This window comes from Metabacillus litoralis, from assembly GCF_007994985.1.
GTDB lineage: Bacteria > Bacillota > Bacilli > Bacillales > Bacillaceae > Metabacillus > Metabacillus litoralis.
In genome coordinates, this window is sequence record NZ_VOQF01000006.1 from 167,403 (window position 1) to 191,295 (window position 23,893).

14 protein-coding genes and 1 pseudogene are annotated in these 23,893 nt (G+C 34.2%); 5 read left to right on the forward strand and 10 right to left on the reverse strand.

Annotated features, from left to right (window positions below):
- Window positions 1-16: 16 nt before the first annotated feature.
- Window positions 17-1,027, reverse strand: a complete 1,011-nt coding sequence (locus tag FS935_RS11660; protein ID WP_146948728.1) for a substrate-binding domain-containing protein — start codon at window positions 1,025-1,027, stop codon at window positions 17-19.
- A gap of 323 nt (window positions 1,028-1,350) precedes the next feature.
- Here FS935_RS11660 and FS935_RS11665 point away from each other — a divergent pair, with 323 nt between their 5' ends.
- Entirely contained in the window at window positions 1,351-3,168 is a 1,818-nt protein-coding gene (locus FS935_RS11665; RefSeq protein WP_146948730.1) for a methyl-accepting chemotaxis protein, read from the forward strand.
- A gap of 515 nt (window positions 3,169-3,683) precedes the next feature.
- Here FS935_RS11665 and FS935_RS11670 read toward each other — a convergent pair.
- Window positions 3,684-5,963 (reverse strand): glycoside hydrolase family 127 protein, encoded by a 2,280-nt coding sequence (locus tag FS935_RS11670; protein WP_146948732.1) that lies wholly within the window; start codon window positions 5,961-5,963, stop codon window positions 3,684-3,686.
- A gap of 150 nt (window positions 5,964-6,113) precedes the next feature.
- Here FS935_RS11670 and FS935_RS11675 point away from each other — a divergent pair, with 150 nt between their 5' ends.
- A complete protein-coding gene (locus tag FS935_RS11675) occupies window positions 6,114-6,986 on the forward strand; it encodes an AraC family transcriptional regulator (RefSeq protein WP_146948734.1) in 873 nt (290 codons plus the stop codon).
- A 171-nt stretch (window positions 6,987-7,157) separates the two neighbouring features.
- Here the strand turns inward: FS935_RS11675 and FS935_RS11680 are convergent, their stop codons facing one another.
- On the reverse strand, window positions 7,158-8,444 hold the full coding sequence (locus FS935_RS11680) for a glycoside hydrolase family 27 protein (RefSeq protein ID WP_146948735.1): 1,287 nt from the start codon (window positions 8,442-8,444) through the stop codon (window positions 7,158-7,160).
- A 285-nt stretch (window positions 8,445-8,729) separates the two neighbouring features.
- On the opposite strand from FS935_RS11680, the gene FS935_RS11685 reads away from it, so the two are divergent.
- A complete protein-coding gene (locus tag FS935_RS11685; protein ID WP_146948737.1) occupies window positions 8,730-9,620 on the forward strand; it encodes an AraC family transcriptional regulator in 891 nt (296 codons plus the stop codon).
- A gap of 91 nt (window positions 9,621-9,711) precedes the next feature.
- Here FS935_RS11685 and abnB read toward each other — a convergent pair whose 3' ends face one another.
- Window positions 9,712-13,593 (reverse strand): arabinan endo-1,5-alpha-L-arabinosidase AbnB, encoded by a 3,882-nt coding sequence (abnB, locus tag FS935_RS24195; protein WP_146949014.1) that lies wholly within the window; start codon window positions 13,591-13,593, stop codon window positions 9,712-9,714.
- A 410-nt stretch (window positions 13,594-14,003) separates the two neighbouring features.
- Between abnB and abnA the strand changes: the two are divergent.
- Together abnA and FS935_RS23905 are read left to right on the forward strand one after the other, a co-directional pair.
- A pseudogene (gene abnA / locus FS935_RS11695) lies at window positions 14,004-14,936 on the forward strand (arabinan endo-1,5-alpha-L-arabinosidase AbnA); the annotation flags it as partial.
- A gap of 18 nt (window positions 14,937-14,954) precedes the next feature.
- Window positions 14,955-15,383 (forward strand): RICIN domain-containing protein, encoded by a 429-nt coding sequence (locus FS935_RS23905; RefSeq protein WP_275669612.1) that lies wholly within the window; start codon window positions 14,955-14,957, stop codon window positions 15,381-15,383.
- A gap of 414 nt (window positions 15,384-15,797) precedes the next feature.
- On the opposite strand, the gene rhaA is transcribed toward FS935_RS23905, so the two are convergent.
- From rhaA to FS935_RS11725, 6 genes are all read right to left on the reverse strand, one after another.
- Window positions 15,798-17,051, reverse strand: a complete 1,254-nt coding sequence (gene rhaA, locus FS935_RS11700; RefSeq protein ID WP_146948739.1) for an L-rhamnose isomerase — start codon at window positions 17,049-17,051, stop codon at window positions 15,798-15,800.
- Window positions 17,052-17,056: 5 nt separating this feature from the next.
- The gene (gene rhaB, locus FS935_RS11705) at window positions 17,057-18,472 is read right to left on the reverse strand and encodes a rhamnulokinase (protein ID WP_146948741.1); all 1,416 of its coding nucleotides are present in this window, start codon (window positions 18,470-18,472) and stop codon (window positions 17,057-17,059) included.
- Window positions 18,473-18,920: 448 nt separating this feature from the next.
- Window positions 18,921-19,883 (reverse strand): AraC family transcriptional regulator, encoded by a 963-nt coding sequence (locus FS935_RS11710; protein ID WP_146948743.1) that lies wholly within the window; start codon window positions 19,881-19,883, stop codon window positions 18,921-18,923.
- 118 nt (window positions 19,884-20,001) lie between these two features.
- Window positions 20,002-20,766, reverse strand: coding sequence for a DeoR/GlpR family DNA-binding transcription regulator (locus FS935_RS11715; protein ID WP_146948745.1), 765 nt, complete (start codon window positions 20,764-20,766; stop codon window positions 20,002-20,004).
- Window positions 20,767-20,992: 226 nt separating this feature from the next.
- The gene (locus FS935_RS11720) at window positions 20,993-23,062 is read right to left on the reverse strand and encodes a bifunctional aldolase/short-chain dehydrogenase (protein ID WP_146948747.1); all 2,070 of its coding nucleotides are present in this window, start codon (window positions 23,060-23,062) and stop codon (window positions 20,993-20,995) included.
- A gap of 108 nt (window positions 23,063-23,170) precedes the next feature.
- Window positions 23,171-23,890 (reverse strand): LutC/YkgG family protein, encoded by a 720-nt coding sequence (locus FS935_RS11725; protein WP_146948749.1) that lies wholly within the window; start codon window positions 23,888-23,890, stop codon window positions 23,171-23,173.
- Between the last annotated feature and the right edge of the window lie 3 nt (window positions 23,891-23,893).

Genomic DNA, 23,893 nt, shown 5'->3' on the forward strand with positions numbered 1-23,893 from the left:
TCTCAATCTAGTAACATTAATCAGCATAAAAATCTTCTACATTTTCTTTTGAGACAATTGTTATACCTGTATCAATATAAGCTGGAAATTGTTTCGAATTATCCATTTTTTCTGTAGAAGTTATACCATGGTTATTCTTAAAAAGGATTTGTAAAGACCAATAGCCCATATTCCAAGTACCTTGAGCAATTGTCGCCGCTATAGCATCTTCTTTAATTTTATCTAGAGTTTGTTTATCTGTGTCAAAACTAATAACTTTAATTTCTTCTGTTTTTTTAATAGATTCAATCGCATTAGTAATTCCTACTCCACCATTTGCTTCTGTAGCAAAAATCCCTCTTATATTAGGATACTCTTTTAAGATTTTCTCTGTAACTAATTTTGAACGTAATTGATCTCCTTTACCATCCTCTATAGCAACAACTTCCATTCCAGGATATTTTTTCTGTACAGTTTCTATAAATCCTTCTGTTCTTTCTATATGGTTAAGTTGATTAGGTAGAGTGATGACAGCAACTTTTCCTTTTCCTTTTAGCAGTTCTGCCATTTTGTCAGCACTTGCATTTCCAGCACTATAATTGTTTGTACCTAAAAAAGTATGAGCATTACTCGCTGGTGCATCAGAATCAAATAGTATAACTGGTATTCCAGCTTCTATTGCCTTATTTATAGTTGAGTTCAATGCAAATGGGTCCATTGCAGATAATGCAATTCCATCTGGTTTCTTAGCTATTACTTGCTCTAAAACAGTCATTTGTTCATGAACATCATACTGAGTTGCTCCTCGATATTCAACTGAAACATTTAACTCGTTAGCTGCGTCTTCAAAGCCCTTAATAGCACTTTTCCAGTATTCAATTCCAGATTGAAATGTCAGCATAACGTATTTTTCATTAATGTCTCCTCGAAATTGATTTTCCTGATTGTCCTCATAAGAACTTGTTATGGTATCTTTCAAATGATAGTTGTATATATAAATAAAGAAAACTGTAAATAAGACTAAATATCCAATCAATAGCCTTTTCAATTGGTAGAGTCACCACCTTAGAGATTGTTTTATTTATTATACACATGTACGGACATTAAACCTATACTATTTATCACTTTTGCATCTACTATTACGGGAATTTTCGACTTTTAAACTATTAAGATGTATAAATTTAATAATTGTTTATAAGGCGTTAACATAGGTCTATTTAGATACGAATCGACATTTTTTTCAAAAAAATCTAAAAAAAGTGTAATTTTTACTAGTAATGTCATTTTTTAAGTTGTAATATGAAGGAGAATATTTTATTACTACCAACGTAATTTGGTAGAGTGGTTTTGGCTTAATCGGGGGAGGTCACCGTGTTTAACCAAAATGAGAGAAAAGAAAAAGCTCCAAAGAAACAAAAACAGATTAAATTAAAGAAAAAGGACTTAAAAAAGCCTGGAGCCGAGAAGAAACAACTGGGTATTTTCTCCTATATTAACACCATTCGCGGAAAATTAATTATATCTTTTGGTTTATTATCAATTGTCCTACTTTTATCCGCAACAACTTCTTACACAAACATCAACAAGCTAGATAAAGAAATTGATTATTTAATTCAACATGACTTGGAAATAAACACAAGTACACAGGATTTATCAAGAATTTTACTTAGTATGGAGACAAGCCAAAGAGGTTTTGTTATTACAGGGCTTACAGATTTTATTTATCCATTTGAGAATGGTAAAAATGACATTCCTACAGAACTTGAACATTTAAGAAACCTTTTCAAAGGTAATGATAGTCAACTGGCAAAGTTAACAAACATTGAGGAAGCCTTTAACAACTGGGTTGCCTATTCTGATAGCCTAGTTAATACAAGAAAAACTGTTGGTTTAGACGAAGCTGCAATTATTGTTGAAGCTGGTGAAGGAACAGAGTATATGAATTCCATTCAAACTGATGTTGAATTGATAGTTGCTGATCAGCAAAAAAACCAACAAGAAAGAATTAATGACTTGAATAGTCAAGTTTCAATTTTTAAAATAGTCACAATAAGTTTAACCTTATTCGCAATTTTATTATCTATATTCTTTGCACTTAGCTTAACTAGAGGACTAAAAATTAACTTAAATAAAATTAGCACGTCCATTCTTGAAATTGCTAATGCTGGTGGTAACTTAACAAAACGAATTCAGGTAAATTCAAAAGATGAGCTCGCAGATTTAGCAAATGACACAAATCAATTAATCGATGGTATCAGCACTTTGGTACACCAAGTTTCGCAAATGGCGCAAAATGTAACCGCAACCACAAGACATTTGCTAACTTCAACAGAAGAAACTACAACAGTAATCAATTCAATTGCGAATGCTTCTAGTGAGATTGCCTCTGGAAGTGAAAAAACCGAAACAAAAATGAAGATATCATTTGAAATCATGCAAAGTCTTGAAAAAGCAGCAATATCTTTAAGTGAACAAGCTGAAACAGTAAAAACTAACTCGATTAAAATGCAACAGGTAGCACAAAATGGTGGAAATTCTGTTAAAGCATCTTCTGAAAAAATGCTATCCATAGAAGAAACTATGTCTAACACAAATAAAACTGTTGAAGCCCTAGGGAAGAAATCTACCGAAATCACTTCAATTATTAGCACAATTACTGACATTGCTGAACAAACAAATTTATTAGCACTTAATGCTGCAATTGAAGCTGCACGTGCAGGTGAGCAAGGTAAAGGATTTGCAGTTGTAGCAGCGGAAGTGAGAAGATTAGCAGAGCAATCACAGGATGCTGCACGTGGTGTGAAGCAAATTATTAGCTCGATTCAAGATGAAGTAAAAGTAATCATCAATCAAAATGATGAAGGAGTAAAAGAAGTTATCTCTGGAGTAGAGCTAACAAAGCAAACGAATAGCTCTTTCGAAGATATTGTGAAACAAACACAGATGACAACAACTGTCGTCAATACAATGGTTGATTATATCCAGCAAACGATGAATCTTAGTAAAGAAGTGTCAGATGCTTTTAATCAAGTGATCGAAATTTCATCTACTAATGCATCACATACGGAAACAACAGCTGCCGCATCTCAACAAGGCTCTGCAGCAATGCAGGAGATTGCTGCATCAACTTCAATGCTTTCTAAACAAGCTGATGATTTAATGAAGGTTATCGGGAATTTTAAAATCTAATGTGTCAAAATAATAGCGCTTGGATTCTTATTCAAGCGTTTATTTTTCATTTATTTAAGGTCTTTAATTATGAGTGTATTTGTAAACTTTTTTGCTATTTTATACCTTTTATACGAAATATCTATTTCAACAGGGGATAAAGGCAATTTAACAAAAATCTTTCAGGAAAATGCTCTAAAAAGGCAACAAACCAATAATCTAATGTGGAAACAGCAAATTAAATAAGCTGATTTTGAAAGAAAATTGGACTTATCATCGATTCTTGAGATTTATCATCGATTTTACAGATTTATCATCGATTTTACAGATTTATCTTCGATTTTGCGTATTTATCTCCGATTAGACAATTTACGACAAAACTCCTTATTGTAAGTCTCTTCTATAATCAGTAGAAAGCTACTTTTAAAATAAAAAAGTCTACAAAACACAAAACAGACCAATCACAATACGATTGGTCTGCTGATTCATTTATTATCATTAACCCCAAAAAAACGAGTCTTAACTATTATGATCAGTTATAATGTATCATTCAGAATTCTAACCCCATAAACACCACCAGCTATTTTTCCTTCAGTTGATACAAATTTAACTTCTATTTTTTCTCTATTTTCCGTTAAATTGCTTGGAATAGTGTAAACAACACTAAATAGTTTGTCAGCCATATCACCTTTTAATGCCTGGTTTGCGATTACAGTATCATTAATAGCAATATGGAAATCTCGTTCATAAGCTATACCATCTAAATGTAAAATTTGATCACCACTAAAGTAGGTAACATGTAAATACATATCTTTTTTAGGATCTACCTTCATCTCGTAGCTGAAAAATCCATCATTACGACTATCACGCCAACCCGCATGAACTACATTCAAATATCCTGAATTTGAGTTTTCTGTTTTTAAATCATGTTCAACTTCTGGTTGTTGCTCATGTGGTTGAACATGATCGACTGTGATAGATGCTAACTTTTCTGATTCACTTTGCTCTCTTGATAAGAATTTCTCATATTCGTCTTTATCCATCACATTCCAATACAGTGTATAGCGTTGATGATGAAGTGCATAAAATGGAATAAGAGTAACTTTCACATCTCCTGGTTGACCTATTGATTCTGTTTCAAATGTTAAGGCCTTTCCTTCAACTGGCTTAATCCATTTCGTTAAATCTGATTCCCCTGTTACAAGTGTTGGTACACTAATTAAAGGATAGTTATTTAACTTTAGATGATCATCCAATATATCCGTTTCAGGAAAATTTTTTGTACCCAAAGCTCCCGCGAGGACGATAGGTCCGTACATAAATGAAACGTGTGAAGATTCATCTTTAGCTCGATAAGTATGTAGGTCCATTGGTAGCTTAATTTTAATTATATCCCCGTTTTGCCAATGTTTACTTATCGTCAAATAACCATTTTCACTACTTGAAGCGATTTGTTCATTATTAACTTCTACAACCACTTCATTTGATACCCAATAAGGTACACGAATATGAATGGTTAAAAACTCATCTTTGTTAGCTTCAATAGTTAATTTAGTAGAACCAACTTCAGGAAATAAAGTTTCTTGTCTAATTTTCATATCCTTGTTGTCTATATTAATTTCAGATGCAACAAATAAATTCACAAACAACTCATTTTCTTCTTGATGATAAATACTTCTTGTATAACGTGCAGGGTTTTCCATACCTGTTCCTGTACAGCACCAGAATGAATCATCTGCAGAGCAATATACTTTAAAATGCCCGGGTTGTGTTGAGACAAAATATGTTTTCATTCCTGTATCTGGATCTTGTGAAGCAAGAATATGATTATATAAAGCTCTTTCATAGTAATCCATATATTCCGCTTTATGGGTCCATCTAAATAAATGCTCAGTTAGCTTCATCATATTATAGGTATTACATGTTTCAGTTGTGGTAATTCCTAACTCCTCGGACTTTTCAATTCCAAAATGTTCATTTTTAGAATTTCCGCCTATTACATATGAACGATTCTGTGTAACTATATCCCAAAAGAAAACTGCTGCATCACGATAATATTCATCACCCGTGATTTCAAAAAGTTTAGCAGCGCCTACTAATTTAGGAATTTGAGTGTTCGCATGCTTACCTTCTAGCTCATCAATTCCTTTTGATAAAGGATCTAAAACAGCTTTATGACAAAATCTAATTGCAAGATCAAGATAACCTCTATTGCCTGTAATTAAGTAAAGATCAGCCATCGCTTCATTCATTCCACCATGTTCACATATCAGCATTCTTTGAAATTCGTCCTCTGTCAGTCTGTCTGTTCCTTCCTTCGCCCAATTAGCAAGCTTTATTACAACTTCTAGCGCTTTTTCATTATGACAAATCTTATAAGCATCAATTAGTCCTGCATAGATTTTATGAATGCTATACCATGGTACCCATGAGTCTCCCAAACTAAAATGAGATACTTCGAAGTCTCCACCTGCAAACACTTGATCATAACATTCTCTTGGAAATCCGCTTACATACCCATAAGGATCAAATGATTGGACATGTGCTAGTTCATCTATTGCATAATTTAGTTTTTCCTTTAATTTCTCATCTTTTGTTACTGAATACATAGTGGCTGCAGCAGAAAGCCAATGTCCTATAGAATGACCACTAATTCCTCTCGTTTCCCAGCCACCATAACGTGGTTTTTTTGGTGTTAGTGATGCTGCATCATAACAACTAGCAACAAGACGATCTACATCAAGATACAGTAAATATTCTTTCCCTATTCTCTCTGAATCTTTAAAAATACCATCTAATAGCATTACATTATTCATTGTTAGTCACCTGCTTTTCATATTTTATACTACTATTATGAATGTAAAATTTAGTAACGGGAATTCACTAAACAATAGATTACATATCTTTTTTTTAGATATTTATGTTATTCTAACATTGATAGATAACATATGATAAAGGTGATAAATATGAACAACATAAAGATAAACTCATATAATCTTCCACTAATTAGAGATATAGGTTATATCCATGATAGTAACGGAATATTTCGTCATCCTGATCGAAAAATGGAGAAAATTCATGTTTTCATATTTGTCGTTGAAGGATCTATACATGTCTTTGAAGATGAAACAGAATTTCGAATAAATGAAGGATCATATCTATTTCTCAGAAAGAATATATATCATTGGGGTGGAGATTTATATAAACCTGGTACGAAATGGTACTATATTCATTTTTATGATTCTCCACAAAGTGAATCAATGATAGAAGATATAGAATACAAGTATTATCCTCAATCTTCTTTAATAAATGAAGATACCTATTCAACTAAATTAAGTCTACCAAAGCATGGAACAGTAACAAACGCTAATTATACTGAATCCAAACTTAAAAACCTTGTAGCACTATATGACAATCCACATCCGTTACGACCTTTACAGCTTTCATTACAAACTTATCAATTTTTTATTGAATTGTATTCAAATCATATAGAAGATCAGCAAGAATCGAAAAATCATTATATTGTCAATCAAATGATTAAAATAATGAGAAACTCTGAACATAAATTAACAGGAGAAGAAGTAGCTACTACACTTGGTATGAATTATGCTTATTTATCGACCATCTTTAAAAAGCAAACAGGTAGAAGCGTAAACGTTTATCAAAATGAATTACTTATTGAAAAGGCAATTGAAATGTTCAAAAAGAACGAAGGAAATGTTTCTGAAGTTAGTGATATATTAGGATTTTCTAACCCTTTTTATTTCAGCCGAGTCTTTAAAAGAATTACTGGTGTTGCTCCGACAACATATATTAATGAGAATTATCGGTATCAATAAAAAGAAAAGCTCAAGGGTCTTGTTCAGGACGATTATGAAAAAGGGTTTATTTTTCCCTCGAGATTCTAGTGGAAAACAAAGTCTGAAGCTTTCTTATTACATAAAAAAGCAGTGTCAAATAAGTAACACTGCTTTTGATCCTGTAGCTACAAAATTAACTAAAATATATTACTATAAATCTATTTTTAATAGCATTGAAGAATGTGGCAATAATTCATAGCTAATACAACTGTCCATAATATCCACTTGCTGTTGCTTCCATAAATCTTTAACTTGAGTTTTTACTATATTGCTCAACCCTAATGCCTCAAGTTTTACAGATACTTCTTGCTTATCATTTGATATATTAAATAACGCCACATAAATTTCATTTTCACCTTTAGCTGTCCAAACCACTTTATCATTTTCACGGTAAACTTGACGGGCACTATGACTATTTTTGTGCATATCAAGAACTTCTTCATTAGTTAGTAAAGATAATGTCCATTCATCATTATCTCTTAATTCCCCGCCAAACATTAATGGTGAACGAAAGATTGACCATAACGTCATCATAGTTACTTGCTCATCTTTAGTGAATCTTGTGTAACGATCACTGGCTCCTCCATCAACTGACCGAATTCCAATATGTCCTAAAGGTAGCATGTCAGCATCTGGCCAATAACCAGGTCCTATATTTTTACTCCATTTATAACAACGATCAAACATGTTATAAAGCAATTCCCACAGATCCCAGAAATCATCAGTCATGCGCCACATATTTGCATTTTCTTCAAGTAAACTCGCTTGTTCTAACGGAGCAGGCCCTGGTGAAAGACTTAACACCATTGGACGACCACATTGATCTATTGCCTTTCTAATCATTTGGATTTCATCTATGTGTGGACCATAAAGCTTTGAATCTGCAATATCATCGACTTTAACGAAATCAACTTCCCATTCTGCATAAAGCTTAAAAAGAGAATTATAGTATTCTTGGGCACCCTGTTTTGAAACATCAATACCATACATATCTGTATTCCATGGACAAATTGAATTAGGTTTAGCTATGTCTCTTGCAGTACTATTTGTACCGAGTATGGGTCCATTTTGATGTACAGCCTGACGTGGAATTCCTCTCATAATGTGAATACCAAATTTTAATCCAAGATTGTGTATGTAATCAGATAATGGCTTAAACCCCTTCCCACCCTTTGCTGATGGAAAACGATTTTCTGCTGGTATTAATCGAGAGTATTCATCCATTTCTAGGGGAACAAAAGGACGATAAGCAGAAGAAACTGCCCCAGATTCTGACCACTGTATATCAACAACAACATACTCCCAACCATATTGCTTTAAATGCGTTGCCATATAATCTGCATTTCCTTTTACTTCATCTTCTCTCACAGTAGCACCATAACAGTCCCAACTATTCCACCCCATTGGAGGTGTTAATGCATATTGATGATGTTTCATTTTTCTCCCTCCTCTTCAAAAAGTAATCGTTTACAAAAATACTCAAATAATTAAAAATATATCCAGGTAATAAGTTGAACGAATGTATTTTTTGCTATATTATTATTTGTACGTACATTAAGATTAATGTATATAATAGATCTTTGTCAAGGTATAAACAAGGTCTAACTCCTATTAAACTGGCATTACAAAAAGAATGTAGATTCGTTTTTATTATAATTCTTTCAACACAATTTACGCTCGTTACCAAGATAAATTATGTAGAAATATTGAGGGGGATCAAATTTGTACGAACAACCAGCGTTTAAAGAATATACTTTCATTCCTGATAAGACCTTTCCACTAAATATATTCAAGGTCTCTCCTACTAATGGAGCAGGTATCCCTTTGCATTGGCAGGAACATTTGGAATTTATATTAATCCGAAAAGGAATATTTAGTATACAAATACAGGATCAATTTACAGATTTAAATGAAGGTGATGTATTATTTATAAATGCAAAGGAAATCCACGGGGCATACCCCATAAATAAAAATTCAGAATTAATATCAATTGTCTTTAATGATGCTTTAATCCGCAATCTTTCGCTTGATAGTACGGAAAAGAAGTATGTTCTTCCTATTATTAACCAAGAATTAACGATCCCTAGTATCATTAGAGCTGAAAATCCGGTAGCTGCACCGCTAACTAAGCGACTAGAAGATCTGTATATTGAATTTAAAGAAAAGAAAAAAGGATTTGAACTTTTCATTAAAGCTAATCTTATCCATTCTATCGCATTAATTTATAGATTATCTGAAGCGAAGCCTGATACTATTCAAAATAATCGAGAAGACTCATCTATTCAAAACATACTCACTCATCTTAGTGAAAATTTCCAAAATTCAACTACTATCAATGAAGCAGCGACTATTTGTAATCTAAGTCCAAATTACTTTTGTTACGTATTTAAGAAAACAACGGGGAAAACGTTTGTAGAATATGTAAATATGTTACGTGTTCATGAAGCAGATCGGTTATTAAGGGAAGGCTATAACTCTATTAGTGATGTTGCACATAGAGTTGGGTACTCGAACCTTACATATTTCGGAAGAGTCTTTAAACAGTATAAAGCTTGCAGACCAAGTGATGTTGTGAAGGAAGTAAAAGAAGCCTTGGAAACTGTCAATACTTAAAAAAACCTACATTTAAATATAACTAAAAAAGCTTTCTCAACAGATTCAATAAGAATCTGTTAGAGAAAGCTTTTTTTAAAATGTTGTATACTTAACTAGCCATACCATTCTTTCTTCTTTGTAAGTAGAAGAATACTCCACCAATGACTAAGATCATAATTCCCATTGCTAGGAAGTTGAAAGTTGAAGTAGCAGTGTTTGGAAGCTCATAGCTTTCTGTTGATGCACTTGCTAGTTCGATTACTTCTTCTTCATTTTCAATCTCTACAACAGAATAGATACTCAAGTGATCTGTTGATACAGTCACTTTACCATCCTTGTAAACCGCATTTTCTACAATTTCCCATTTATTTGTGTCTTCATTGAAATATACAACTCTAAGATTATCAGTATTTTTCACTTTTTTCGTATCTACTTCAAAAGATAACTCAAGTGGTACTTGGAATGAATGTAGAGTCACATCCCCAACTTTAATCGTAAAATCATAAATTCCACTAACAAATCTTGAGTCTGTAGTATCCTTTAGACGTTTAATTTCAACATCTGCTCCTGCCTCAATCATACTAAGAGGAATACTGATGCTAGATCCAACACCTTTTGGAGAAACAAGGACCGTTTCAACGCCTTTTCCTTTTAGTAAAGCAATGTTTTCTTTTGTTAAAGTAACAGGTGCATTTGAGTTCTTGAATTCAACAATCAATAGCCCATTGTTTTCATCAATTTTCTCTAAATCTTTGTTATCAATTATTACTTTACCATCTTTCACTTTAGGTGAAACAGTTGCTGGTTTTTTATCTTTCTTTGGTTTCTCTTTTTCAGGACTTGGTGTTGTTGGTGTTTCTCCTCCATCACCTTCGCCTGGCTGTTCTGGTGTTGTTGGTGTTTCTCCTCCGTCACCTTCGCCTGGCTGCTCTGGTGTTGTTGGTGTTTCTCCTCCGTCACCTTCGCCTGGCTGTTCTGGTGTTGTTGGTGTTTCTCCTCCATCACCTTCGCCTGGCTGTTCTGGTGTTGTTGGTGTTTCTCCTCCATCACCTTCGCCTGGCTGTTCTGGTGTTGTTGGTGTTTCTCCTCCGTCACCTTCGCCTGGCTGCTCTGGTGTTGTTGGTGTTTCTCCTCCGTCACCTTCGCCTGGCTGTTCTGGTGTTGTTGGTGTTTCTCCTCCATCACCTTCGCCTGGCTGTTCTGGTGTTGTTGGTGTTTCTCCTCCATCACCTTCGCCTGGCTGTTCTGGTGTTGTTGGTGTTTCTCCTCCGTCACCTTCGCCTGGCTGTTCTGGTGTTGTTGGTGTTTCTCCTCCATCACCTTCGCCTGGCTGTTCTGGTGTTGTTGGTGTTTCTCCTCCATCACCTTCGCCTGGCTGTTCTGGTGTTGTTGGTGTTTCTCCTCCATCACCTTCGCCTGGCTGTTCTGGTGTTGTTGGTGTTTCTCCTCCATCACCTTCGCCTGGCTGTTCTGGTGTTGTTGGTGTTTCTCCTCCATCACCTTCGCCTGGCTGTTCTGGTGTTGTTGGTGTTTCTCCTCCATCACCTTCACCTGGTTGTTCTGGTGTTGTTGGTGTTTCTCCTCCGTCACCTTCTCCTGGAGGTGTTGGTTGTGTCTTACCTGGTACTTCTCCAGTTTGATAGTAAGCCAAAATCTCTTCTTCAGTTAGTGACATATTATCATAAATTAATAACTCATCCATTAGACCTTTGAATGGAGTATCCCAGAAGTTAACTCCTAAGCCAAATACTCCGTCAGTTGTTGTAAATACATCTCCGAAATTTTCTCCTGAATACGTATTTACTCCGTTAATATAAATGTTTAGTGACCCATTGTTAACTGTAAACGCAACATGTGCCCATTCATTTGTGTTTAAAGCTAAATTAGTGTTTGCATCAACCCAGTTACCATCACTTGTTGACCAAATCATTGTGTTATGTTGTACCCAATCACCGCCTTGTGGAACAAAGCTTATCCAGTTATCCTCATTTCTAGCTCCAAAGAAAGCTGTTGTAAAGTTTGTTTTTTCTTCTGGATTTAACCAAAATGAAACAGTATATTCATTACTTGAAATAAGTCCATTAGGTAAGCGAATACCTGATGATCCGTCAAATATAGCAGCTTGTCCTACTTGTCCAGCTCCATAAGTATTGTTGCCATCTGTACTATCAATAGTAGCACCAGTCACTGTTCCCTCTTCAACATTTCCTGTGCTGTCTTCGATATTATCCTCAAAAGCATAGTGAGCTACTAATTTACCTTCTTTTTGATGTAAAACAACTACTGAGAATTCTTTCGTTGTAGTAAATCCACCTTTTGTAATTGTTGCTGTTAATGTAACCGTAGCATCAGCATCAGTTGGACGTGAAACTGCTCCATCCTCTGAAACAATCTCCGGATGAGTTGATTGCCATTTAATTTCAGTATTACGATAACCTTCTGTTGGAAGTGTTAAGTTACTAATTACCTTGCTTGTATCACCAAGATCTAAGTTATTCTTCACTTGTTCTACAAGCTCTTCATCTGTTTGAGTGATTGCTTTACTACCCCATATTGCAATACCTTCAGAAGATAAAGTAGTAAAAGTCATTAAATAACTCTGAGTAGTTGGATCCCATTGACGAACAAATACTCCATCATAAGTTTGTCCTTCTACTTGTAACTGAACTTTATTATCATCAATAAACTCCCATGTACCTGTAACTTCACCAGTAATGGTTCCATCACTATTTAAGCCTACAAGAACCGACTTTTTAATTTCAGCAGTTATATCTTTGCCATGATTAATAAGTTTATATTCTCCGATAACATCTGCTTCTGTAACAGTTTCTAATGATTCTCCTGCATACTGATAAGGAGATACTACAGGCCAGCCATTTGAATTCGTATACATTTTATGTACGCGAATTTCATGCTGTTCTCCTCTTTCAGGAAAACGAGTATGGAAGATTAAGAATTGTTCACCAGTTTCTTCATCATAGTAAACTGAGTTATGACCAGGTGAAACATATCCAGTTCCAATACCTGTTCCTGGTTCTCCAACTTTTCGATCAAATAAGAAGTTACCCATCAATTTCACACCGTAAAGTTCAATAGATGCATCATCAAATATCGGAAGATCAGGATTAGCCTTCACATCAATCATGTCATTTCCTTCTGCATCAAGATAAGGACCATCTGGATTTTCTGAACGAACAACTCGCATATTATACCCACCAATTGCATCAAGTCCACCAAATGATAGGTACATATAGTAATAACCAGTTTCTGGTACATATTGAATATATGAAGCTTCTATTCTACTATGATTACCACCAAGTAGTTTTTTCCCATACCCTTGACCAGGTAATTGCTTACCTGTTTTTGGATCCATTTCTAAAATGAAAATTCCACCAGAATAAGAACCATAAGTCATCCAAAGCTTACCATTAGCATCAAAAAATGTATCAGGGTCTACAGCATTTGGATGAATTGTTGCATCATAAATTGTTCCATCTTCACTAATTTGGTCCCACATACCTGATTTTAGAATAATTCCTAAATCTTCATAAGGACCTTCTACTGAATCTGCTACTGCAATTCCAAGTGCAGAACGTGGAGAGTCTCCTTTACATGCATTGTAGTACATATAAAACTTTCCATCTTCAAGTTGAATAACATCTGCTGCCCATAACGTATCAGTTTCAGCCCATTCAAATGTTTCTTTTAAGTTTTCTCTTACATCATCAAATAACGGATTATTTGCATCAACTTCAGATGCAAACTTGTCCCATTTCATTAAATCTGGAGATTTGGCAGCTGCCAAGTGTGATCCGAATACATAAAACATGTCATCAACCTTGATAACAGAAGGATCATGTACAGATGCATTTTGAAAAACAGGTACCTCTGCTGCTTGAACCTTAGGTACATGTTTAAATGCTGAACTTGGAATAGCAATGACGATTACAAATAATAAAATCAAAAACTTTTGCAACAACTGTTTCTTCATTTTCTCCTTCACCTCTTCTTTTATGACGAAGCTAAATTTATGTAATTTATACGCTCCACCAATTTAGTTTTTTAAAAGAACCCTTACAAAACTGAATTTTCAATTTGTAAGCGCTTTTCCTTTACGAAATTTATCGTATTATACACATACGTACATGTCAATATATTTTTATCTTTTGTAAGGTTAACTTTTTAAAAAATCATTGTTAATTGTACGAACCTATTTTATAATTAAACTAAGTCAACTAGTGTTTCATACTATAACGCAAAAATGATAGCGCTTACTTTAGTGTTTATCAATCTAGTTAAATGACGAAAGGAGGTTTCCTAATAGGAAATAGTATTAGATAACAAAATAACGGAGGGATTCTTTTGATTAAACAAAAAAGCTGGAAAGTAAAAGGAAAGTTTATTCTGTTAACTGTTCTAATGGTTTTTACACTTACTCAAACTGTTTCTGCTTCATTTTGGAATTTATCAGGAGATGTGATGCTACACGACCCATCTATTATTAAAGAAGGTAACACATGGTGGGCTTTTGGTACAGGAGAAGCTGATAAAACCGGCTTACGAGTTTTGAGATCTGACAATGGTACCAATTGGTCTGCAACACCTGTTATTTTCCCACAGCCTTTATCGTGGTGGAGTAACTATGTTCCGGGCCATACAAGTGCTCAATGGGCACCAGATGTTAATTATTATAATGGTAGATACTGGGTTTACTATTCTGTATCTAAATTTGGGACAAACACATCTATGATTGGGTTAACCTCTACAGAAAGTATCAATTCAGGTAACTGGAGAGATGACGGATTGGTGATAAGATCCACATCTTCAAATGATTATAATGCAATAGATGGTGATCTGGTTATTGATAAGAATGGAGATCCTTGGCTTTCTTTTGGTTCTTTCTGGAGTGGAATTAAATTAACTAAATTAGATAAAAACACAATGAAACCAACTGGTCAGCTTTATTCAATTGCTGCTAGACCAAACCATCCAGAGCATGCTATTGAGGCACCTAATATTACCTATAAGGATGGGTATTACTATCTATTTGTTTCTTTTGATAAATGCTGTCAAGGTGTAGATAGCACTTACAAAATTGCCTATGGACGATCTGAGAATATTACAGGTCCTTATGTAGACAAAAATGGCGTAAACATGATGAATGGTGGTGGTACAATTCTTGATGCTGGTAATGATCAATGGATCGGACCAGGTCACCAAGATGTTTATAACAACAACATCATTGTTCGTCACGCATATGATGCTCAAAATAATGGAATGCCTAGATTGCTAATTAATGACCTCTATTGGGATGCTAACGGCTGGCCTACTTATGATAGCAATGCTGCAGGTATTCTCACTGGATCCAAATATAAATTAATTAACCGTGGAACCGGTAAAATAGCTGAAGTGAACGCAAAAAGCACAGCTGATGGTGCCGATGTGATTCAATGGTCTGATAATGGTGGTACTCATCAACAATGGACAATCACCAATCTTGAAAACGGTTACTATAAATTAAAAAATGTAAATAGCAGTAAAGCTCTGGAGATCTTTGGCTGGGACACAAATAACAGTGGTGATGCTGTTCAATACTCAGATCTTGGTGGAAACAACCAACAATGGAGCTTTGTTCCACTTGGGAATGGATACTATAAAATAATTAACCGTCATTCTGGCAAAGCACTAGATGCTTTTGGATCGACAAATGGCTCAGATATTATTCAATATGATTACCATGGTGGCACTAATCAGCAATGGCAATTAATAAAGGTGAATTAAGTTTAATATCGATAAGCTAAAAAACTTAGAAACGTCGAAATTTAAAGAGGCTGGGAAAAAGTATTTAAGTTAATCATAAACCCGAAATATTAGGTGATATTTAAATTAATTATCCGCCTAATATTTCGGGTCTTTATTTGCTGCCTTCAATAGATTTTTTGATTTTGCATACTATTTTTAAGATCTAGTGGAATGGAGCGGAAGACATTTGACTCCTGCGGGTGCAGAGGAAAGGCTGAGACCCCACAGGCGCGCAGCTTACGAGGGAGGCTTAGCTTCCTCCCCGCGGAAAGTAAATGTCTGCAGCGCAATGGAACGAACTTGTTTCTTTCAACTTACTGAATTTAGATTTATTCGTCTTTTTGTATGACTTCTTTAATTAAGTCACAGCCTCTCTCTTCTATACCTTATATTTTATCTTTGAGAAAGAACGTCCTTCTCATATTTCTTAACATCTTCCAACCAAGCTTCTTTCACAGGTACCCCCATTTGCTCACAATAATAATCCCAAATTGCTCCAAATGGATATGTTTTGAATTCCTCTATTAAAGCTAATCTTTCTGTGAAGTTTCCTTCTTCTTGTAATTGTTTTAAATGCTCGTTTGGTACAAGCATGGCATTCAGTAAAGATTTAATCATGTTACGAGTTCCGATTGTCCACGCTGCCACACGATTTATACTAGCATCAAAGAAGTCCAGTCCGATCATAACTTTATCTAGTGCATCATTACGTACGATCTCTAAAGATATTTCTTTAAGCTCATCATCAAGTGTCACAACATGGTCACTGTCCCAACGTACTGGTCTTGATACATGTAATGCTAACTTTTCACTATATAACAGCATGGAAGAAATTTTATTTGAAACCATTTCTGTTGGATGATAATGCCCTGTATCTAGTAAACAAAGCTTATTATTTTTCAAAGCATATCCTAAATAAAATTCATGTGAACCAACAACATACGATTCAGATCCAATACCAAATAATTTACTTTCCACAGCATCGATATTATATTGCTCATCAATTTTCGCTTCAAAGATTTTATCTAATGACTCTTTTAAGCGAACTCTTGGTGTTAATCGATCACTTGGTACATCTTTATAACCATCAGGAATCCAGATATTTGTTAAAGTTGGAGTTCCTAGCTCTTTACCAAAGTACTCGGCAATTTTACGACTAGCAATACAGTGATTAATCCAAAACTCACGAATTTCTGGGTTTGGATGTGATAATGTTAAACCATCCGCAGCTTTATCATGGGAAAATAATGTTGGATTAAAATCAAGTCCTAATCCATGTTCCTTTGCCCAATCCACCCAGTTCTCAAAGTGCTTAGGCTCTAATTGATCACGCTCTACCACTTCACCGTTTGTTTCAGCGTAAATAGCATGTAGGTTGACACGATGTTTCCCTGGAATTAGTGATAACGCCTTTTCCAGGTCACTTCTTAATTCTTCAGGTGTTCTTGCTTTACCTGGGTAATTTCCCGTTACATCAATTCCTCCAGATAATTCACCTTTGTTTACTTCAAAACCACCTACATCATCTCCTTGCCAGCAATGAATCGATATTGGTACTTGCTTTAACTGATCTAGTACTTCCTCAACATTAATTCCCCATTTTTCATACTGTTTCTTTGCTAATTCGTAGCTCTCTTTTACTGACATATTTGTCATCCTCTCACGTATTGTGGTTTATATGTTTTTACTTCGAATGAATTCTTTATTAACGCTCTTGCTTGCTGAATATCTTCTACTTCTTCTAGAGCCATAAGCTGTACGACAAGATTTCCGATGGCTGTTGCTTCAATTGGACCTGCACAAACTTCTTTATTCGTGACATTCGCAATCATTTGATTGAGCATCTCGTTTTGGCAGCCTCCACCAATAACATTTATTCTTGAAAAACTTTTTTCAAAGATTTCTTCAATTTCATTGATTGCTCGTTTATAGCTATTTGCTAAACTATCATAAACACATTTTGCTATTTGTCCTGGAGTTAGAGGTATTTGTTGATTAGTTTGCTGACAATATTGTTGAATTTCTTTTACCATATTTTCTGGTTTTAAAAATCGATCATCATCTACATTAACAAAAGATTGAAAGTTTTTCTCTTTTTCAGCAAGAGTGACAAATTCGGCAAATGAATAATTGTCATGATAATTTCTCTTTACTTCTTGTATCATCCAAAGTCCCATAATATTTTTCAAAAAACGAAAACGATAATCCAATCCACCTTCATTTGTGAAGTTATACTTAAGAGCTTTTGGAACACAAATTGGGAAATGGTTTTCTACACCTATTAATGACCAAGTACCAGAGCTAAGATAAACCGTTTCCTCTATTTCAGGAACAGAAATCACGGCTGAACCTGTGTCATGTGTAGCAGGTAAAACTACCTTCATATCAAAGCCAAATTCTGAAACAAGCTCCTCTGATAAAGTGCCTACAACCTCTTTTGGTGGCTGTATTTCAAGAAACATCTCTTTATTAATTCCTAACTTAGCCAACAATTCATAGTCCCATTGTTTTGTAAATGCATTAACAAGCTGTGTAGAGGTAGCGTTTGTGTACTCATTTGCTTTTTTACCTGTTAATAAAAAATTCAGATATTCTGGAATCATTAAAAATGATTTTGCTTTATCAATTACTTCGGGTGACTTCTTTTTTAATGCGAACAACTGATAAATCGTATTAAACTTTTGAAATTGAATACCAGTCTCCAAGTACAGCTTTTCCTTTGACATAATCTCAAATACTTCTTCCATGATTCCATCTGTTCTTGGATCACGATATGCCACAGCATCTGTTAATAAATTGTCATTTTCATCTAATAACACAAAATCAACTGCCCATGTATCAATACCAATACTTTCAGGCTTAATATTTAGCTCGTTACACTTGTTAATTCCCACTTTTATTTCTTGAAATAAAGCTTCAATATCCCAACAGAAGTGTTCATTTCTTTTTACTATATTATTGTCAAATCGATGAATTTCGTTTAATTGTAGCTTTCCATTTTCTACATGGCCAAGGATTAACCTTCCACTTGAAGCGCCAATATCGACGGCTAAACTATATTTAGTCATGATTACCACCCTTTTTTTTGGAGGCTTTTTCTGTTAAAATAGTGTTTTTATTGTTCTAATAGAAAAAGATGCCACTAGACTTTATTCAGTGCTGTTTTCTTCAAGAATCTTATACGAAGTTTATGAAAACAACTCTTATCGAAAACGCTTACTTATTTACATTTTAAAATATTATTTTCCCCTTTACTATAACTTGATTAAACTCTTTTATTGTCCTTATTTGCCACTATAGTGTTGAAAAAATATATAGTTAATAATTTATGTAGACTTTTGCCTCAAACGTTCGCTTTTAAGTGACAATTCTTAAATATTCACCCTATTTTCTATCTTAGGCAACCTTTGGATATAAGAAGAACATATCTTTCACTACAAATAAACACTTCATTTATGCTCTTAATAGTCAAAAATAAAATAGCCATATCATCTACTTTAATTAGTAGTAATACGGCTATTTTTTCAATATTTCATCTCTATAATTTTTAGGAGTATAACCGTATTTGCTCTTAAACACACGGTAAAAGTAACTTATATTTTCATATCCAACCTCTTCTACAATTGATGTAATCGGTAAAGATGTGTTAACCAATAATTCCTTTGCTACACTTAGTCTTTTCTCCTGAACAAGATCCTTAAATGTGAATTTTGTTGCCTTTTTAATTTCTTTGCTTAACGTGTAATGTGGTAGATTTAAATTAGCAGCCAATTCATACAATGTAGCATCTTTATAATTTTCGTCAATGTATTTTAGTGACTCTACAATGGTCTGATGTTTATGGCTCTCTTCGTTATATCTAACTTTATCAGAGTTCTTAATAAGCTCTACCATTAGTAATCCCATATATAGCTTGATCGTTGATTCTGACAACAAAGAAGGTTTCATAATTTCAATAATCATTTTTTCTATAAGCTCTTGTATACTTTCAATTTGTGATACAGCAAAATAAAGATATTCTCCATTTTGTGTTTCATTAAAAATACTACTTATTAAAAAATTCGAAATCATATTCTCTGTTGTTAAATACGAAAAGATAAACGAAAAAAACTCTGGTTTAATGATAAAGTTAATAATAATATCTTCTTCTGAGCATGCTTCAAGTTCATGTTCGATATATTGATTTAGGAAAAGAATATCTCCCTTTTTTAATTCAAGCTTCTCATTGCCAACTGTTTGATTAAGTGTGCCATTATAAACATAGTTAACTTCAATATAATTGTGTTTATGTTTAGGAAATGGTACAAACCTCGTATGTTTTCGTACCATAATCATTCTATTATTTAAAAATTTTTCACCTTCAACAATAAAACTCTCTTGACTCGTATAGAGCTCTTTTTGCACTTCTCTCTTTTGTTGAAGCACTAACTTTTCTTCATCATTTAAGGTTAATAATTCTTGTAAAAGATCGTATTTCATTAATATCCCTCTTTTATATCAAACATAACATTTTATTTTCCTATATTGTAGCATTCAACCCCAATTTTACTTAAAGAAAAACGGCATAGACTAAGCTATACCGTTATCTCCTATGTTTTTATATCTTAACTATTTGAAGCAGCACACCTTTTTCTTCCAAAGCTCGAGAATACGAATCATCAATGCTATCATCGGTAATAACACGTCCAATATTTTGTATTTCTTTAATTTGGGCGAAAGTTCGTACTCCGAACTTAGTAGAATCAGCCAATAATATCGTTTGATCTGCGATAAACATCATTTGCTTTTTCAACAATGCTTGCCACTCATTTGAATCACTTAAACCCGCATCAATATGAACGCCCTTGCACGATATAAAAGCCTTATTCACATGATACATATTAAGTGATCTCTCCGCTAATGGACCAACATATGAAAGTGATTTAGGTTGCAGCATTCCACCAGTAGAAATAACTCGAACTTGCTCTTTTTTACTAAGTTCAACTGCTACTTTAATTGAGTTAGTTAAAACGGTTAGTGGTAAATCTGGCATCTCTTTTGCCATATACCAAGCAGTTGTACTAGCATCAAGGACAATTTGGTCTCCTGGTTCAATTAGTTTAACTGCCTCAATGGCAATTGCTCTCTTTTGTGCTGCATTTGTAATTTCTCTTTCTGTATAAGAAACTTCTGTTTGTTCATCTTGTATACTTACAGCGCCACCATGACTTCGGCGTAATAGGTTTTCTTTTTCTAATTTTTCTAAATCTCGTCTTATTGTTTCTTCTGTTACCTTAAAAATTTTACTTAGTTCTGTTACTCTAACACTTAATTTTTCATTAACAACATCGACTATTTTACGGTGTCTTTCTGCCACAAGCATGTGTGTATGTGCCTCCTAGTTCTCACAATGAGAAATTAAATTATGAGATTGAGCTTACTTGCTAAAAGAGTCAGCTCTTATGCTTGTAGGCTCTAGATATTATTATGACATAGTATAAACTGAAACGCATCGTTTTTAGTTCTTTTACGCTTTCATACTATTAGCTACAAAACAAGGTGTAATAGAATTTTCATCTTTTACACCTTGTTTGTAACCATATTATTTATTATCTAGTAAATGCAGCTGGAACTCCACCATCAACTGTTATCATACAACCAGTTGTTCTATCTGATTTTGATGATGCGAAAAATAAAATAGATTGTGCAATATTTTTTGGATAAATATTCACTAATAAAGTCGTACGTTTACGATAGTGTTCTTCTAATTGATCTGGATGAATACCATATGCTGCTGCACGTTCTTCTCTCCAGCTTGATCCCCAAATAGCTGATCCTTGAAGAACTGCATCTGGAAGAACAGAGTTTACACGAATACCAAATTCTCCACCTTCAGCTGCAATACATCTAGCAAGATGAGTTTCCATCGCTTTTACAGAGCTATATGCTGCTGCGTTCTTTCCTGCATATACAGAGTTTTTTGAACCGATGAACACCATATTTCCGCCAGTTCCCTGTGTTTTCATTTGCTTGAACGCTTCACGAGCAACTAAGAAATAACCCGTTCCAAGAACATTCATGTTTAAATTCCACTCTTTTAATGATGTTTCATCAAAAGGACTTGAAGTGGCAAGTCCAGCATTATTGACAATTGTGTCTACTCCACCATAAGTTAAAGCAGTTTGTTTGAATGCTTCTTGAACAGCTTCTTCACTAGTTACATCCATTTTCACTGCAAATGCTCGTTTTTCACCATATTGTTCATTGATTTCCGCTGCTACCTTTTCCGCACCTTCCAGGTTAAGGTCAGCAATCACAACATGTGCTCCTTCAGCTACAAATTGACGACAAGTTTCACTACCGATTCCACCTGCACCACCTGTTACAAATGCTACTTGTCTTGAAAATTCCGCTTCTGCTGGAGCTAATGATAATTTATAAAGCTCTAAAGGCCAATATTCAACATTGAATGACTCATTTTCATTTAAAGAAACAAAGCTTCCTAGTGTAGTAGATCCTTTCATAACTGCAATTGCACGATGGTATAAAGCACCACTAACATTAGCCATCGGAATATTTTTTCCGCTATTAACCATACCAATACCAGGAATTAAAATAACTCGTGGTGCTGTTTCAGAAATTTTGTCACCTTCGTTTTTATTTCTTTCAAAATATGCTTTGTATTCTTCTTTAAAGTCTTCAATTCCAGCTTTTACTTTTTCTACTAAACTAGCAACATCTTCTGATTGTGGATTCCAATCAATGAATAAAGGTGTCATTTTTGTATGAACTAAATGATCAGGACATGCTGCTCCAACTTGTGATAATTCAGCAGCGTCTTTACTGTTTACAAATTGTAGTACATCTTTTGCATCATCATAAGTTAATAGCATTTTCTTTTCTTCACTAACAGCACCACGAATGACAGGCATCACTTGAGCTAAAATATCTTTACGATCTTCTTCTGGTAAAGCTTCATATTTTTGTCCACCAAATACATTTTCTTCAACAAGTTTTGATTGGATATATTGCTCAGCTTCATTGATAACAGAAATTGTTTTTTCATAGCTTTCTTCAGCCGTTTCACCCCAAACTACAAGACCATGTTTCTCCATTAATACTAATTCAGCATTAGGGTTATTTTTCACACCTTCTGCAATCATTTTTGATAAAGTGAATCCCGGACGAACATATGGTACCCATACAAATCGATCTCCATAAATTTCTTCTGCAATTTGTCTACCATTGTCTGCACAACAAACGCTAATAATCGCATCTGGATGTGTGTGATCAACATGTTTAAAAGGTAAGAATGCATGTAATAGAGTTTCAATTGAAGCACGTGGATGCTTACTGTCAATCATACAATGTGCTAGATAAGCAACCATCTCTTCATCAGGCATTTCATCACGTTCAATTAAAGGACGAATATCTTCCATTTTTAAGCCTGTGAAGTTATGAGCCTTCATTGTCGCTAAATCTGATCCACTTCCTTTTACATACATAACCTCTACATCACGGCCGCGGAAATCTTTTTCAATTGTTTTCATTGATGTATTCCCGCCACCCCAGTTACATACAGAACGATCTGTTCCAATTAAGTTAGAGCGATAAACTAATTCTTCAACACCTTGAGATAATGAAGCTGCTTTTTCTTTATTCCATAAACTTTGTACCATTTTTGTTTCCTCCTCTATTGTTTGTATCTGTTTTTGTTTGTTTTATCTGTTTTTAATTATAAACTACGTTTGTTTGTTTTTGAATATATTTTTTGTTTATTTTTGAAATTATTTATCATGCACAAGAATATAGGTTGCTTTTATCGGTCCGTGAACACCTACAATTAAGTTTAATTCAATGTCAGCACTATTACTTGGACCTGTAATAAAATCAATACAGGAAGAAATGTTTCTACCCTCTTGAACTTGTTTATTTATATAAGCAGTTGCTTGAGTCATTCTTGGTACTAATGTACTTTTGGGGATAATGGCAATATAGGTTTTCGGTAATAAACTAACAGATCTACCTTTGTTTTCACTACTAAATAAAACGACTGTGCCTGATTCAGCTAAAGTCATATCACTAAATGTAATTCCGACATCTGCTTTTTCTGCAGCTTGAATATTTTTCTCTTTTAGAGATGGGTCCCAAATATGAACATCGATATCCTCTTTAGGTAATTCCTTCAATAACTTATCTTCTAAGCCGAACTGTTTATACCGCTCATCTTTCCAAGTTACTACACTTGATACTTCATATTGTTTGAAAACATTTCGGATTTGTTTCGTAAGATCTTCTGAGTTTGTCTCGATAAATTGAGTATGAATTACTTCACAATGTTTTTTTAGGACTTCAACCAACTCATCTTTTGTTGCGTCTTTTAACACGTCATATTGTGGAGTTGTTGTCCACTCTGGTTTTGTTACTGTTTTTCTTCTTTGTCTACCTAGTTTTTCAGCAAGATTATTAAGAAATGTTTCTTGATGATGGATTTGTCCTTCTGCCATTAT